Below are 15,625 nucleotides of genomic sequence, written 5' to 3' on the forward strand. Positions count from 1 at the left end.
GTTTCTAACACATAGCTATGTGATTTATTCTAGTGAAACACCTTTTTTAAAATAAACCAAAATCTATGTTTCTATGTGTTTAAATATTTTTCATCTCAATAGAATTAAAATTTATAAGTTACGGTAAGGCTTGCATTTCTAGGACTTCCAGGAAATAAACGCAGGTAATTCTGTGCGCCAAGCCAATAGGTTTTGTTTAATAAATTGCCTGCATTTAGAGCAATTTGGACATTGCTTTTGTTGGGTTTGTAAAATAAAGCCGCATCAAAAATGGTAAAATCAGGAAGTGTAAAATCTCTTGTAAACCAAGGCACTTTACTGCTTTGATATTGAACTCCAAATCCAATTCCGAGATCTTTTAAAGCAGAATCAGCAGCAAAATTGTAGCGTGTCCATAAATTGGCGCTATTTTTTGGTGTATTTTGCTTTCTTGCACCAATTAGAGCAGGATTGCTGTCTTGAGTTATTTCGGCATCGATATAACTGTAGGAAGCATTAATCTGCCAGTCTGGTGTAATATAACCTGCTAAATCACATTCAAAACCACGGCTTCTTTCAGCACCTCGCGTTACCAATAAATCCGGATTTGCCGGATCATTTGCGTTCATTAAAATATTACGCTGATTGATTTCGTAAACAGCAGCATTAAAGGTCATCGTGTTGTTTAAAAAAGTGGTTTTTATCCCGATTTCTTTCAAATCACTTTCTAGAGGATCGAATAGACTTCCGCCTGGCAAAGAACCCGTTTGAGGCATTAGCGTCACAGTATTAGATTGTGGCTGATAGCCTTCTAGATAAGTCGTATAAACATTTATCTCACTATTTACAGCATAAGTGATTCCAATTCTGGGCAATAAAGCTGTTTTTTTAACAATCAGTTCGTTGTTAGTTTCATAGTTCGTAATGTCTTCAAACCATTCGTTTCGCAAACCCAATAAAAAAGTAAACTTTTCCCATTGAATCTGATCTTGGATGTAAACCGCATTTGTAGTTGTTAATGCCGATGGCAGTGCCGTTCTTACATTCAAAGTATAATCGTCAGGACTTGTAATTCTATAAATAGGATTATTCAAATTAAAATAATCAACATTGGGTTTGGGCAAAACAATGCCATCAATCGTAACAGTTTGATAATTGGATGCATTCGCCAAAACAAAAGTGCTGGCAACCGTTCCGTCTTTCAATAAATAGCCTCTACCTGCGTTTTGTCCGCCGCCTTTGTTTTTATTCCAGCTGCTCAAATCGTAACCTGTTAGTAACTTATGATTTAGTTTGCCTGTTTTTAAATCAAAATTAAAATAAGCGCTTAAGTTGTCGACATCCCAGTTTTGCTGACGCTGTACAAATTGCATCATGGCAAGATTGGTAACAGGCTGATTATTCATGTCTACAGCAAAAGCATTTGTAGTTCTGTGTTCCTGCAGATCTTCTTTCCAGGTTTGCTTCATGTAGGATGCATTAAAACCAATTTTAGAATTGAATTTATGCGCAAAATTGGTCATCAAAATCATTTCTTTCGACTTGAAAAAATCACCAGGCGCACCAAGATTTAAACTTATTGGTGTTTTGTTCAGACTTGTTTTTCCGGCAACAGCACCAAAAATAGGCTGTCCGCGATCCAAAACTCCTGTCATATCGCTCAGAATTAGTTCTGTATTAATTGCCGTTTTTTCGTTTGGGATATAACTGAAAGAAGGCGAGATTAAAAACGATTTAGTATTGACTAAATCACGAAATGATTTTGCCTGCTCATAAGCGCCGTTTACACGATATAAAAGTGTTTTTGATTCGTTTAATGGTCCAGTAAAATCAAGCGTTCCGCGCAAAGTGCTAAAACTGCCCACGCTCATGTTAACTTCTTTTCGGTCAACTGCCAAAGGCTTTTTGGTCACCAGATTAATGCTTCCGCCTGGATCAACAGAAGAAAATGTAGCGCTAGACGGGCCTTTAATGACTTCAATACGCTCAATATTGCTTGTTAAAGGCTGCAGAAAATAATACTGACGCGTTCGCATTCCGTTGATTATTTGTCCTTCTTCGTTTTGACTAATACCGCGAATCGTGTACTGATTGTAATAACTAGCCGGAATTACTCCACTAGACATTTTTACTGCATCAGCAAGATAAAAAGCGCCTTTGTCGGCAATTAATTCTTTGGTTATAGTCGAAATAGATTGCGGAATATCTTTGTTTAAAGCCGCAGTTTTAGTGGCAGCAAAAGAATAGTCGCTGTTGTATTTTTTAGTCGAACGCCCCACAATTTCAACAGTCTGCAATTCATTTCGTTGGGTTTCCATTTCCAGAGAATCTTTTGCAATACTGTCTTTAACTTTGTTATTGTTATTTTGAGCCTGGATGAAATGTATACCACCGATTAAAATTAAAAAAGAGAATATATTTTTCATCTTAAACCGTCTGTAAATACAAATCTTCCAACTCATTTGCAGAGATTTTATCTGCTTCAATAACAGTAACAAGATTTCCCTGCCTCATTATCCCGATGTGCGAAGCCACTTCTCTCGCTCTGAAGATGTCGTGAGTTGCCATTAAAATTGCCGTTCCGTCTGCTGAAAGCTCTTTTAGAATCTGAGAAAATTCATTAGAGGCTTTGGGATCTAAGCCGCTTGTAGGCTCATCTAACAAAAGCACTTTCGCTTTTTTTGCAATCGCAATTGCAATTCCTACTTTTTGGCGCATTCCTTTAGAGTAACCGCCTAAATTTTGATTATGTGCTTTGGCTTGAAGTCCTGCTTTGTCTAGAAAATAAGTTAATTCGCCATCAGAATAGTTAAATCCTGCTAATGACGAAAAGAATTTAAGATTCTCTAAGCCAGTAAGATTTGGATACAGCATTACGGTTTCTGGAATATAAGCCACATGCTTTTTAGTTTCCTGATTGTTTGCTGTAACCGATATATTGTTGATTTCTAATTCTCCAGATGTTGGTTCGATAAAACCTAAAAATAAATTGATTGTTGTCGTTTTTCCTGCACCATTTTGTCCTAAAAGAGCAAAGATTTCGCCTTCTTTTATGGTTAAGTTTAAGGCATTCAAAGCCGTATGATCGCCGTATTTTTTAGTTAGGTTTGTTGCTTTAAGCATAAGTTTTGTTTGTTAAAAAAAATGATTTTTAAAAATAGATATAGAAATCTCAGGCTTTTAATGAGTTTTAAAAGCTTGATTATTAGTTTTTTATTGAATAATTACTGCAATGAATGAAGGTCTTTAATTGGGAGCTAAAGATTCCGAATTAAAAAACGGTAATGTGAATTTTCTTTTACTCTATTAGAATAAATAGAGCAAAGGTTTTGAGTTTAAAAAAGTGCAGTAATTAAAAGAATACAGGAGGCGCACGTAAGGCAAAAAGACTGCCCTTGAAAAATGTTGATATTCCCTCAAAATATAAGAATGTATAAGAGGTATTGGCAATTGTTTTGTAAAATGTAAAGGCCTGAAATGCGTTGGGAATAAACGTACTGAAAGCAAAATTACAAATATGGCAATTTGCATCAACCGAATGGCTGTGTGTTATTTCTTTTTGACCAGGAGTGTATTTATGATCGCAATGTTTTTCTGCCGACTGTTTTAAAATATGCTCATAGGAGTGAACCGTCTGAAACAGCATGGCAAACAATACTGCAAAAGACATTAGGAAATTTACGGCTGTAATCTTCTTTTTCATTCCGTGGTATTTCTGCTGGATATTTAAAAGTTTAATTATCAAATAAATAAACGCAACAGCGTTGCAAATATAAATATCTTATTTAGAAATACAGTTAAATAGGCCTTATTTTTGGAACAACCTGCAGATTTGCAAAGTGATTCTTACTTCTATAAATTGCTATACAATAATTGCAGCGTATGAAAATCGGATGACCCATCAAAATGCTTGTGAAGCACTTCCTGAAAAACAGGTTCTGTGTTTTGAACACTAGCAAACAAAGTCATACACGATTGAAGTTTTTCTACATCAAGACCTTCAAAAATATCAGAAACACTTTCTTCTTTTTTGGCAAGTTCTGAAGTAATTTCTACAAGATGTTTTCCTAAAATGGGATGCTCCAGAAAAGCAATTGCTTCATCGGCATTCTTGATTTCGTAAAATTTGGAGTTATCGCTCGAACCCATTCCTTTTATCTGCGGAAAAATAAACCACATCCAAGGCGATTCTTTTTTACCCTTTTTGATTTCGTTTAGAGCTGTTAAATACAACTTGTTTTGAGCATCTAGAAACCGAAGTAATCCATTAGTATTGTAAGACATTCTTTATGATATTAATTTGGGGATATCAGGCCATAAAACTAGGCAAAATATATTTACTTGTATGTGATCAAATCTTTTTTTTAAAGTCATTTTTTAACATTTTTAAGAGAATAATTTAAAAGAGCGCTTACTTTAAAAATTAGGCGTTTAAATTTTCTATTAACAGAAAAAATCGTATTAATAGCCATTTTTATTGTTATAAAATGAAGTTTTTGTTGGTAATTCTGTTATGATTTTCCTATTTTTATGAACAAGCGGTTTTAAGAACCGTCTAAAAGAATAAAATTAGGATTGATATTAACTACTTTACAATATCAATATTTTCAACCGGGCACGCTTCGCCCATAAAATAATAAATGCTTATGAAAATAGGATTAATCGGATTTGGGAAAACTGGAAAATCAGTAGCTTCAATACTATTAGAAAATAAAAAATTCAGCCTTGAATGGGTTTTAAGACAAAGTAATGTTTTGGAGCACAGATCAGTTCCCGAATTTTTTGGAATCCAGTCAGACGAACCCGGCTTAATCTATTCTAGTTCGCATACCTCTGTTGAAGAATTATTAGAAAAACATCCTGTAGATGCCATAATCGATTTTTCTTCTAGTGAAGGAATTTACACTTATGGAGAAACAGCAGCGAGACACAAAGTGAAAATAATTTCAGCAATTTCTCATTACAAGGAAAAAGAATTGAATTTATTGAAGAAACTGGCAGATAAAACTACCGTATTTTGGTCGCCAAATATCACGTTGGGAGTTAATTACTTATTGTTTGCTGCAAAATTTTTAAAGAAAATTGCACCTTGGGTAGATATTGAAGTAAATGAAGAGCACTTTAAAGCTAAAGAAGGAACGTCTGGAACCGCAGTAAAAATTGCAGAAGCACTAGATGTAGACAAGGAAGATATTAATGTTGTGAGGGCAGGGGGAATCGTTGGAAAACATGAAGTTATTTTTGGTTTTCCTTTTCAAACGGTGCGTTTAATACATGAATCGATTTCGAGAGAAGCTTTCGGAAACGGAGTTATTTTTGTAGCCGAAAATCTAAAAGAAAAAGAAAAAGGACTTTATAATTTTGAAGATATCTTGACGCCTTATTTTACGGTTTAAATTTTTTTACCACAAAGACTCGAAGGCACAAAGTTTTTTTATTGAAAAATGGTTCATGCTGTTTGTTTTCCTGAGCGAAGTTGGAGGATAAGCGCAAAGTATTAAAAGTATATTTAATCTCGCAAAGTCCCAGAGTCGCGAAGGTTTTATTGAAAAAGATTTGTGCTATTTGTCTTCCTGAGCGAAGTCGAAGGATAAGCGCACTGTATTTAAAGTATTTTTTTAATCTCGCAGAGTCGCAAAGTTTTAGAACTTAAAAAACTTAAAAAAGAAAAACTTTGCGTCTCTGCGTCTTTGTGAGAAATTCAATACTTACTTCCTAAAAGTCAAAGCCTTCATATATTCTAAATTCATTTTAGCAATCGAAAGCACAGAAATGCCTTGTGGGCATTCGATTTCGCAGGCTCTGGTATCAGAGCAATTTCCGAAACCTTCTTCGTCCATTTGTTTTACCATCGAAAGGGCACGTTTAGGAGCTTCTAATTTTCCTTGCGGTAAAAGTGCTAAATGCGTTAGTTTGGCACCGACAAACAAGGCAGCACTAGCATTTTTGCATGTAGCGACGCAAGCCCCACATCCAATACAAGCAGCGGCATCAAAAGCAGCTTCGGCGGTTTCATACGAAATGGGAATACTATTGGCTTCTGGCGCCTGGCCCGTTGAAGCTCCAATAAATCCTCCTGAAGCGATAATGGAATCAAATGCTTTTCGGTCAATTTTTAAATCTCTTAAAACAGGAAAAGCTTTCGCGCGAAAAGGCTCAATATAAATAGTATCTCCATCTTTAAAACTTCTCATATGAAGCTGGCAAGTTGTAGTATTTTTTAGAGGGCCGTGAGCTCGTCCGTTTATCATGACACCACATTGCCCGCAGATTCCTTCGCGACAATCGTGATCAAATTCAATAACACGTTCTCCTTGCTGAATAAGCGATTCATTCAAAAGATCTAACATTTCTAGAAACGACATGTGTTCAGATACTCCATCAATTTCATAATCTGTCATCTCCCCTTTGGTAGAAGAATTAAACTGCCGCCATATTTTAAGATAAAGTTTCATATATAATTGTGAATTATGAATTGTTAATTATAAATTAGATATCGCGATTTATGAGCTGTTAATTAATAATTAACAATTAACAATTCACCATTATTTATAGCTTCTCACCGCAAGTTCTACCGATTCAAAGGTTAAAGGTTCTTTGTGAAGTTCAGGTTCGTTATTTAAACCTTTCCATTCCCAGGCAGAAACGTAGCAGAATTCATCGTCGTTGCGGACAGCTTCTCCGTCGGCGGTTTGGTATTCTTCTCTGAAATGAGCGCCACAGGATTCTTCGCGCTGTAGGGCATCGTAGCACATTAATTCTGCCAATTCGATGTAATCGGCTATTCTGCCCGCTTTTTCTAATTCGCTATTTAAAGTATTGTCGCCTGTGATTCTAAGATCTTTTTCGAAAGAAGTTTTAAGATCCCGAATTTCGATAATCGCTTCTTCCAGTTTTTTTCTGCTTCGCGAAAGACCGCATTTTTCATACAAAAGACGTCCGATTTTTTTATGGAAATAATCTGCTGAAAGCGTTCCATTAGTATGTAGAAAACGATCTAACTGTCTTCTTACCGCATTTTCAGCTTCTTCAAAAGCAGGATGAGAAGTATCAGGTTTGCTTAAATTTAGTTCTCCTGCCAAATAGTTCGGAATAGTGTAAGGCGCGATAAAATAACCATCGACGCAAGCTTGAAGCAGCGAATTTGCTCCGAGTCGGTTTGCACCATGATCTGCAAAATTAGCTTCGCCTAAAGCAAATAAGCCTGGAATCGTAGTCATAAGTTCATAATCGACCCAAAGTCCGCCCATTGTGAAATGTGCTGAAGGCGAAATCAGCATGGGTTCTTTATAAGCATTTATGCCCGTAATCTTTTCATACATAGCAAAAAGATTGCTGTATTTGGCTTCAATTTTATCCTTTCCCTGCGCTTTAATAGCATCCGAGAAATCGAGATAAATGGCATTTTTCATTGGTCCAACGCCATGACCAGCGTCGATTCTTTCTTTTGCAGCCCGTGACGAAATATCTCTTGGCGCTAGATTTCCAAAAGAGGGATAACGTCGTTCTAAGTAATAATCACGTTCTTCTTCGGGAATAGCATTTGCATTTCGGTCGTCTGCTACTTTTTTCGGAACCCAGATTCGGCCATCATTTCGCAACGATTCTGACATTAAAGTCAGTTTAGATTGGTTTTCGCCATGTTGAGGAAGCGAAGTAGGATGAAACTGAATCCAACTCACACCTGCCATAAAAGCCCCTTTTTTATGCGCTCTCCAAAGTGCAGAACTATTACAGCCCATTGCCAAAGTAGACAAATAATATACTTTTCCATAGCCTCCAGAAGCCAATACGACAGCATCAGCAGCGTAGCGTTCTAGAATTCCAGTTTCAAGATTTCGTGCAATTATTCCTTTGGCTTTACCATCAATAACCACGAGTTCGAGCATTTCATGACGGGTATACAAATTAACTTTTCCTAAAGATGCCTGACGTTCCAAGGCTTGATAAGCGCCTAATAAAAGTTGCTGCCCAGTTTGTCCTCTAGCATAGAAAGTTCTAGAAACCTGAACGCCACCAAAAGATCTGTTATTTAAATATCCCGCATATTCTCTTGCAAAAGGAACGCCCTGCGCAACAGCATGATCGATAAGATGGGCCGAACATTCTGCTAAACGATAAACATTGGCTTCACGAGATCTAAAATCGCCACCTTTTATAGTGTCATAAAACATTCTAAACGTGCTATCGCCATCATTTTTGTAGTTTTTTGCAGCATTTACTCCGCCTTGAGCGGCAACAGAATGTGCACGTCTAGGAGAATCCTGAAAACAGAAAGACTTTACGTTATAGCCTTGTTCGGCAAGAGATGCCGCACATGAAGCGCCCGCCAAACCTGTTCCGACTACTATAATATTTAGCTTTTTTCGGTTTGCGGGATTTACTAGTTTGGCTTTAGACTTGTAGAGACTCCATTTATCAGCAAGAGGACCTTCGGGTATTTTTGATTCCATCATTTTTAGTGGTTTAAAATGAATTCATGCAAAAGCTTAAAAAGAAAACTAAATTTAGTATAAAATATTGATATTTAGCTGTTTTTTGTATGAATATATTTAAACAAAAAGTGGATTTTTCAGTAGAGGAATGGCTGTTTTTTAACTTTCAGTTTAAAACCTGTCGGGTTTAGTTGACATATTAAAAAAAAATCTGCTAAATCTGCTAAATCTGCGGGAGTAATTTTTGCTCGCAGATTTAGCAGATTTATAAATTGAATTGAAATGTTTTTGAAAAAATGGAAAAAAGTTATTTTTCGATTATCATAGTAACTCCTTGACCGCCTGCGGCACAGATAGAGATTAATCCTTTTCCTGAGCCTTTCTCGTTTAATAATTTTGCCATTACGCCAATAATTCTTCCTCCAGTTGCAGCAAAAGGGTGAGCGGCTGCTAAACTGCTTCCTTTTACATTCAGTTTATTTCGATCTATTGCGCCTAGTGGTTTCTTTAAGCCAATTTCGGCACTCAATTCTGGGCTTTCCCAGATTTTTAAAGTGGCCAAAGTTTGTGCGGCAAAAGCTTCGTGAATTTCATAATAATCGAAATCCTGGAGGTTTAATTCTGCTTTTTCGAGCATTCTTGAAGCAGCAAATAAAGGCGCTAATAAAAGATTCTGCTGATTCTTAACGTATTCAATTGCGGCGATTTCGGCAAAAGTGATGTAGGCTAAAATAGGAAGTCCTTGTTCTTTTGCCCATTCTTCGCTAGCTAATAGAATACAAGAGGCACCATCTGTTAAGGGAGTTGAATTTCCTGCGGTCAGCGTACCATTTACCTTATCAAAAGCGGGTTTTAATTTGGCTAATTTTTCAATTGTACTGTCTCTTCTTAGATTATTGTCTTTTTCTAATCCGTTAAAAGGCGTAATCATATCATCGAAAAAACCTTCGTCATACGCTTTTGCCATGTTTAAATGACTTTTCAAAGCAAACTCATCTTGTTCTTCTCTTGATATTTTATAATATTTCGCCGTGATTTCAGTATGTCCGCCCATAGAAAGGCCAGTTTGAGATTCTTCATTTCTAGGAACTAAAGGAGATAAATCTTTTGGACGAAGTTTTAGAAAAGTTTTAATTTTTCCGCCCAATGATTTTGCTTGTCTAGCTTCTAAAAGAATTTTTCTAAGTTTCTCACTAACTGCAATTGGCATATCGCTGATAGAATCTACGCCGCCAGCAATTCCAGAATCAATTTGTCCGAGAGCAATTTTGTTAGCAATGTAAATAGCGCTTTCAATTCCAGTATCACAAGCTTGCTGTAAATCGCATGCAGGAGTTGCAGGATCAAGACTGGTTTGCATAACAGATTCACGAATCAAATTGTTGTCGTAAGTATGTTTAATCACAGCACCTCCAGCAACTTCGCCTAATAATTTTCCTTTTAGATTGTAATTGTCAATAAGACCGTTGAGTGCTGCGATCATCATTTCTTTGTTTCCAACATTAGAATAGGCCGTATTGGCTCTCGCAAAAGGAATTCTGTTATAGCCCACAATGGCAACTTTTCTTATTGTATTTGATTTCATATCAGGAAGTTATTTGTTTTTGATCATTGAAATTTTGAAATATAAAGATAGAAATAGATTTTGGTTTCAAACTTAATGTAGATTAATATTATCAAGAAATAACTAGAAATGGCAATTCTCAGAATTTATTCCTACTGATTTAGTTTAATTTGTTTTATTTATTTAGAATGAATTAAAATAATTTGGAAAAGTTGAGATTTGCATCTACTTTTGTCGCTCAATTTAAAATCAAAACCAAATGAAAATAATTATTAATGCAAAAGTTTATCTTTTCGTGCTGTTTTTGAGCTCATTAAATATTATGGCACAACAGCTTGGAACTGTAAACGGAAAAGTTTCTTTGAGTGGCAATAAACCAGCAGAAAATATAGCTGTAGCGTTAAAAGGAACAAAATATTCAGATATTACAACTGTTTCAGGACATTATGAAATTAAAAATGTAAAACCTGGAACGTATACCATTGTATTAAATGGAGTAGGAATTCAAGCTGTTGAGGATAAGATTGTAGTCAATTCAAAACAAACGACGATTAAGAATTTTTCTCTTTCTGAAAGTCAAGAAGATCTTGAAGAAGTGGTCATTAGAAAGAATAAATACAAGCAAGATAACCCTTCATTGTCATTGCGTCTTCAAACTCCTGTTTTAGAAATTCCTCAAAATATACAAATTGTAAGCGGTCAGACTTTAAAAGATCAGCAAATTACGAGTATGAGCGACGGGGTAATTCGTAACGTGAGTGGAGCTGTACGTTTGGAGCACTGGGGAGATTTGTACACGAATATTACTATGAGAGGTTCTCAAATTCAGGCTTTTAGAAACGGATTTAATGTGGTTTCTTCTTTCTGGGGTCCCTTAACAGAAGATATGAGTTTTGTAGATCATATCGAGTTTGTAAAAGGACCAGCAGGATTCATGCTTTCAAGCGGAGATCCAAGTGGATTGTACAATGTGGTGACTAAAAAACCAACGGGAGTTACAAAAGGCGAGGTTAGTGTACTTGGCGGAAGCTACGATTTTTATAGAGTAAGCGTTGATTTTGACGGAAAATTAGATAAAAAAGGAAAATTGCTTTATAGATTTAACGGAGCTGCCCAAAACAAAGGATCGCACCGTCCGTTTGAGCGCAATAACCGCTATGTAATTGCTCCTGTAATTTCATATCAGATTGATGATAAAACAAAAATCACAGCCGAATATAATTTCCAGTATGCAAATATGACCGAAGTGGGTTCGTATTATGTTTTTGGACCACAAGCAGGTGGTTATGCAACTTTACCTGTAGGTTTTACTATGACGCAGCCAGGATTGCCTGATACCAATATTCAGGATCATAGCGGATATCTTCAGTTTGAGCACAAGTTTGATGAAAACTGGAAACTTACTGCACAGACTTCTTATTTTAAATATATTCAGCAAGGATATAGTTCATGGCCAGGAGTTGTTGGCCCAGGACCTGCTGATAGAGATTTTGATGGTGTTCCGGAAGGAAATCTTGCTTATGGAGAAATCATTAGAAATGTTGGCATCTGGGACGCAGAAAGTAATATGTACTTAGGACAAATATTTGTGAACGGAAAATTCAATACTGGAAATGTTTCTCATAAAATATTGGGTGGAGTAGACTTAGGAAGCAAAGATTATATGGCAGACTGGGGACAATCGCATGATTTAGATACCGTTGATAATCCGTTTAATGTTTATAATCCGAATTACGGAACGCCTTCAAATGGTTTCCCGCAATTTGATCACGATACTCCTTTAAGCCAAAGAGCTGGCGGACTTTACGGTTCAGAATATGCTGCTGGATATATTCAGGATGAACTTGGCTTTTTGGAGAATAAATTAAGATTGACTCTTGCTGCAAGATACACATGGATTAGCCAGACTAGCAGCTATGAGGCAGAACCAATTGAGGATAGCCATATAACGCCTCGTGCAGGTTTAAGTTATTCTATTACTGATGATTTTGCGGTTTACGGGTTGTACGATCAAGCTTTTACACCTCAATCTGGTGTTGTGAGAAGCGGTGATATAAAACCTCTTACCGGAAATAATGTTGAATTTGGACTTAAAAAGGATTGGTTTGACGGTTCTTGGAATACCAGTTTATCTGTTTACAATATATTAAAGAAGAATGAGTTAACGGCAGATCCTAATAATCAGCCAAACGAACAGTATAAAATAGTTCTAGGTGAAAAAAGAGCGCGTGGTGTTGAATTTGATTTGAGAGGAAAAATCTTTGATGGTTTAAATCTTATCGCAAATTATGCCTTTACAGAGTCAACTGTAACTAAAATTGATCCAGATGTTTCTGAAGCTAATGGTATTAAGGTGGGGGATATTGTTCCAGGTTATGCTAAACATACCGCAAATGCTTGGTTAAATTATACGCTTCAGCATGGAAAATTAAAAGGTTTTGGTGCTTCTATTGGAGGAACTTTCCTTGACGGACGCCAGACTGATACTTGGAGTGCAGGTCTTCAAAAACTACCTTCTTACTTTAAATTGGATGGAGGTTTATCTTATGAAACGGGTAAATTTAAAGTTACGGCAAACGTATTCAATATCTTAGATAAATATCTATATAGCGGTTCATACTATAGCTGGTTAAATGCTTATTACTGGCAGACTGAAGCGCCAAGAAATTTTAGAGTTGGTGTTACTTATAAGCTCTAAATTGGTTTGTTATCGTTGAAAAATTGCAAATCACACAAAAAAGCATCTGACTTAATTGTTGGGTGCTTTTTTTTTAAGATGCTAAGTTTCTGAGATGCTGAGATTCTAAGATTCTAAGAAGCAAAGTTACAAAGTTACAAAGGTTGAGAAGTATAATTCTTTTGAATTGCCTCCAGTTTTAACTGAAGGTTACAAATGAAGATTGAAAAAAGGCTTTAGCCAAACCAGTGATGTTTGGCTAAAGCCTTTGACTTTTGCTCTATTTTTCATCCAGCTAAAGCTGGATGCTATTCAAAAATTAGGAATGGAAAAAAATCCTTTTAATCTTAATAATCTGTGGCTTTTTAAAATAAAGACTTTGCGTCTTAGCTGCCGATAGCTATCGGGATTGCGAGATTAATAATTATGCCTTGCGTATCAAAGGAATCAATTTTGTACCAATCAATTCAATGGCATTCATTAATTGTTTGTGTGTTAATCCTGCATTATCCATCTGGAAAGTAAATCGATCCACGCCGCCTAGAGCTTCGCTGTGGCGAAGAATTTTCTCTGCAGCTCTTTCTGGACCACCCACAATTAAAACACCTAAATCATCAATTAGGCCATCAAATTTGCCTTTGGTTATAGGAGGCCAACCTCTTTCATATCCTAATTTTGTCCATAATTCGGCATAACCGGGATAGTATTCTTCAATTGCTTTTTCCGTTGTTGTACCAACATATCCAGGTGAATGCAAGCCTACTTTTAATTCATTCGATTTATAGCCTGCTGCTTTTCCTGCTTCACGATATAAATCGACTAAAGGTTTAAAACGATGTGTTTGTCCGCCAATAACGGCAACCATTAACGGAAGTCCTAACGAACCAGCTCTTATAAAAGATTCTGGTGTTCCACCAACACCAAGCCAAATGGGCAATTTTTCTTGTAAAGCTCTTGGATAAACAGGTAAATTATTTAAAGCAGGACGGAATTTACCTTCCCAGCTTACAAATTCATTATCTCTAATTTGAAGCAGCAGTTCGAGTTTTTCTTTAAAAAGAGCATCATAATCTCTCAAATCATATCCAAAAAGGGGATAAGCTTCAATGGCAGATCCTCTCCCGACAACAATTTCAGTTCTTCCTTTCGAAATTAAATCTAAAGTTGCAAAACTCTGATAAACCCTCACTGGATCTGCTGCACTTAAAACGGTCACGGCACTTGCCAGTCGGATATTTTTTGTTCTAGCCGCCGCTGCACTCAAAATAACAGCTGTAGCAGAATCTAAAAACTCTTTTTTATGATGTTCTCCAATTCCGAAAACATCAAGACCAGCCTGATCTGCAAATTCAATTCGCTGCAGAAGCTGTTCCATAGCATCAACACTGCTCAGCGTGTTGTTATCGCCATACATCGCCGAAGCAAAACTGTCTATTCCTATTTCCATGTCTTTAAATTTCAATATTTTAAATTCCAAATTCCAAATCCCAAACTCCAAATTCCAAACTCTAAATCCCAAACTCCAAAATCTACAATCTAAAATCTAAAATTTTTTTAATGTGAGAAACCAAATGAAATACTGATAATGATAATCATGATTACAATTAATGTAATGCCAACGTACAAGTAATCTTTTTCCAATAAAAATGAAAATAGCGAAAGCAATACGCGTAAAACGGGTGTCATGAACAAGAAAATAATTCCTGTAAATATTAACGATTCTCCGTTTCCTTGAATTGCACCATTGTAAATAGCGGTAATTACTTCAAATATATTGCGGTCATTTTCTTTAAAAACAGAATAATCTTCAATTTGGCTTCCATTATGAATTAAATATACAATTCCGCCAATAAAAGCAACCGATAACGAAATCCAAACTCCATAACGAAGCAAGTTTCCTATAATAGTTTGAAAATCTTTTTCTCCAAATTTTTCTTCTTGTACCATATTAGATTTTTCCATTTAGTCCGTTATAAATCATGTTTATTGCCAAAACAAAAATCAGGCAGGCAAAAAATATTCTCAATTTCTTCGGATTTGTTCGCACTAAGATTTTAGCTCCAGCCATTGCTCCAAACAAAACTCCAATTACAACCGGCATACAAATTCCAGGCTCGATATATCCTTTTTGAATATAAATTACAGAACTTGCCATTGCTGTAACTCCCATCATGAAATTACTGGTTGTTGTAGATACTTTAAACGGAACACGCATAATGTTATCCATCGCGATTACTTTAAAAGCGCCAGAACCAATTCCGAGAAGACCCGACATCATTCCCGCAACTCCCATCATACTAAAACCGCCAATTACATTTTTGGTTCCGTACTTTATCACTTCGCCATCATGAGCAGGATAAGTTCCGTCTAATTTAAGTTTTTTAGCTAGCGGACTAGATTCTAAAACAATGTGTTCTTCTTTTTTTCGAAGCGAATTAATGGCAGAAAAAATCAGTGTTAAACCGAATAAAACCGCAATAAAAGAAGTAGGGGCGATAGTAGAAAGCAATGCTCCGCAAACGGCTCCTATAGTAGTAGCGATTTCGAGAAAAATTCCCATTCGCATGTTGGTAATTCCTTCTTTTACATAAGCGGCTGCAGAACCTGAAGAAGTGGCGATAACGGAGACTAAAGCAGCTCCAATGGCATAATGAATATCGACACCAAGAAGAATAGTAAGAAGCGGAATAATAATGATACCGCCTCCTAAGCCTGATAATGAACCAATAAAGCCTGCTAAAAAGGCACCCAGAATCATAATCAGCGTAAAGGTAAGTATTGTCATTTAAGATATGTTTTTGTAATGGCTAATTTACGAATACAAATTTGTTCGAAATAGCTTTATGACCTTAAATATACCTTAAAAATTTTTTTAGTGCTCAGTGTTTAGTGTTCAGTGTTCAGTTTTTTAGTGTTCAGTTTTCAGTCCCAGGTAGGTTAAGAGCCGAGAAGCTTTGTCAAAGTTTAAAA

General features: G+C 36.1%; 12 protein-coding genes. 2 read left to right on the forward strand and 10 right to left on the reverse strand.

Annotated elements, in window-relative coordinates; genetic code table 11:
• Window positions 1-104: 104 nt before the first annotated feature.
• The 4 genes from QLQ95_RS19095 to QLQ95_RS19110 all read right to left on the reverse strand — a co-directional run bounded on the left by QLQ95_RS19095 (window position 105) and on the right by QLQ95_RS19110 (window position 4,263).
• Window positions 105-2,405, reverse strand: coding sequence for a TonB-dependent siderophore receptor (locus QLQ95_RS19095; protein WP_482501164.1), 2,301 nt, complete (start codon window positions 2,403-2,405; stop codon window positions 105-107).
• A 1-nt stretch (window position 2,406) separates the two neighbouring features.
• Window positions 2,407-3,102, reverse strand: coding sequence for an ABC transporter ATP-binding protein (locus tag QLQ95_RS19100; protein ID WP_482501166.1), 696 nt, complete (start codon window positions 3,100-3,102; stop codon window positions 2,407-2,409).
• 229 nt (window positions 3,103-3,331) lie between these two features.
• The gene (locus QLQ95_RS19105) at window positions 3,332-3,682 is read right to left on the reverse strand and encodes a hypothetical protein (protein ID WP_482501168.1); all 351 of its coding nucleotides are present in this window, start codon (window positions 3,680-3,682) and stop codon (window positions 3,332-3,334) included.
• 149 nt (window positions 3,683-3,831) lie between these two features.
• Window positions 3,832-4,263 carry a DUF1810 domain-containing protein gene (locus QLQ95_RS19110; RefSeq protein WP_095927574.1) on the reverse strand — a complete coding sequence of 144 codons (432 nt, stop codon included), beginning with the start codon at window positions 4,261-4,263 and terminating at the stop codon, window positions 3,832-3,834.
• A gap of 362 nt (window positions 4,264-4,625) precedes the next feature.
• Between QLQ95_RS19110 and QLQ95_RS19115 the strand changes: the two genes are divergently transcribed.
• Window positions 4,626-5,375, forward strand: coding sequence for a 4-hydroxy-tetrahydrodipicolinate reductase (locus QLQ95_RS19115; protein WP_482501170.1), 750 nt, complete (start codon window positions 4,626-4,628; stop codon window positions 5,373-5,375).
• A gap of 312 nt (window positions 5,376-5,687) precedes the next feature.
• On the opposite strand, the gene QLQ95_RS19120 is transcribed toward QLQ95_RS19115, so the two are convergent.
• The 3 genes from QLQ95_RS19120 to QLQ95_RS19130 form a co-directional block, all read right to left on the reverse strand.
• Window positions 5,688-6,434 carry a succinate dehydrogenase/fumarate reductase iron-sulfur subunit gene (locus tag QLQ95_RS19120; protein ID WP_482501171.1) on the reverse strand — a complete coding sequence of 249 codons (747 nt, stop codon included), beginning with the start codon at window positions 6,432-6,434 and terminating at the stop codon, window positions 5,688-5,690.
• 90 nt (window positions 6,435-6,524) lie between these two features.
• Window positions 6,525-8,435, reverse strand: a complete 1,911-nt coding sequence (locus QLQ95_RS19125; protein WP_482501173.1) for a fumarate reductase/succinate dehydrogenase flavoprotein subunit — start codon at window positions 8,433-8,435, stop codon at window positions 6,525-6,527.
• A gap of 286 nt (window positions 8,436-8,721) precedes the next feature.
• The gene (locus QLQ95_RS19130) at window positions 8,722-9,999 is read right to left on the reverse strand and encodes an acetyl-CoA C-acetyltransferase (RefSeq protein ID WP_320495122.1); all 1,278 of its coding nucleotides are present in this window, start codon (window positions 9,997-9,999) and stop codon (window positions 8,722-8,724) included.
• A gap of 238 nt (window positions 10,000-10,237) precedes the next feature.
• Here QLQ95_RS19130 and QLQ95_RS19135 point away from each other — a divergent pair, with 238 nt between their 5' ends.
• On the forward strand, window positions 10,238-12,676 hold the full coding sequence (locus QLQ95_RS19135) for a TonB-dependent siderophore receptor (protein ID WP_482501174.1): 2,439 nt from the start codon (window positions 10,238-10,240) through the stop codon (window positions 12,674-12,676).
• 403 nt (window positions 12,677-13,079) lie between these two features.
• On the opposite strand, the gene QLQ95_RS19140 is transcribed toward QLQ95_RS19135, so the two are convergent.
• The 3 genes from QLQ95_RS19140 to QLQ95_RS19150 form a co-directional block, all read right to left on the reverse strand.
• On the reverse strand, window positions 13,080-14,102 hold the full coding sequence (locus tag QLQ95_RS19140) for an LLM class flavin-dependent oxidoreductase (protein ID WP_428239390.1): 1,023 nt from the start codon (window positions 14,100-14,102) through the stop codon (window positions 13,080-13,082).
• A 107-nt stretch (window positions 14,103-14,209) separates the two neighbouring features.
• A complete protein-coding gene (locus QLQ95_RS19145; protein ID WP_095927569.1) occupies window positions 14,210-14,617 on the reverse strand; it encodes a DUF1634 domain-containing protein in 408 nt (135 codons plus the stop codon).
• Window positions 14,604-15,440, reverse strand: coding sequence for a sulfite exporter TauE/SafE family protein (locus tag QLQ95_RS19150; RefSeq protein WP_095927568.1), 837 nt, complete (start codon window positions 15,438-15,440; stop codon window positions 14,604-14,606). The genes QLQ95_RS19145 and QLQ95_RS19150 overlap by 14 nt, the downstream gene beginning before the upstream one ends.
• Between the last annotated feature and the right edge of the window lie 185 nt (window positions 15,441-15,625).

Source organism: Flavobacterium sp. B330r (assembly GCF_056824325.1).

Coding starts and splice junctions, on each gene's coding strand:
- QLQ95_RS19095 (WP_482501164.1), bottom strand. CDS start 2,405: ATGAAAAATATATTCTCTTTTTTAATTTTAATCGGTGGTATACATTTC.
- QLQ95_RS19100 (WP_482501166.1), bottom strand. CDS start 3,102: ATGCTTAAAGCAACAAACCTAACTAAAAAATACGGCGATCATACGGCT.
- QLQ95_RS19105 (WP_482501168.1), bottom strand. CDS start 3,682: ATGAAAAAGAAGATTACAGCCGTAAATTTCCTAATGTCTTTTGCAGTA.
- QLQ95_RS19110 (WP_095927574.1), bottom strand. CDS start 4,263: ATGTCTTACAATACTAATGGATTACTTCGGTTTCTAGATGCTCAAAAC.
- QLQ95_RS19115 (WP_482501170.1), top strand. CDS start 4,626: ATGAAAATAGGATTAATCGGATTTGGGAAAACTGGAAAATCAGTAGCT.
- QLQ95_RS19120 (WP_482501171.1), bottom strand. CDS start 6,434: ATGAAACTTTATCTTAAAATATGGCGGCAGTTTAATTCTTCTACCAAA.
- QLQ95_RS19125 (WP_482501173.1), bottom strand. CDS start 8,435: ATGATGGAATCAAAAATACCCGAAGGTCCTCTTGCTGATAAATGGAGT.
- QLQ95_RS19130 (WP_320495122.1), bottom strand. CDS start 9,999: ATGAAATCAAATACAATAAGAAAAGTTGCCATTGTGGGCTATAACAGA.
- QLQ95_RS19135 (WP_482501174.1), top strand. CDS start 10,238: ATGAAAATAATTATTAATGCAAAAGTTTATCTTTTCGTGCTGTTTTTG.
- QLQ95_RS19140 (WP_428239390.1), bottom strand. CDS start 14,102: ATGGAAATAGGAATAGACAGTTTTGCTTCGGCGATGTATGGCGATAAC.
- QLQ95_RS19145 (WP_095927569.1), bottom strand. CDS start 14,617: ATGGAAAAATCTAATATGGTACAAGAAGAAAAATTTGGAGAAAAAGAT.
- QLQ95_RS19150 (WP_095927568.1), bottom strand. CDS start 15,440: ATGACAATACTTACCTTTACGCTGATTATGATTCTGGGTGCCTTTTTA.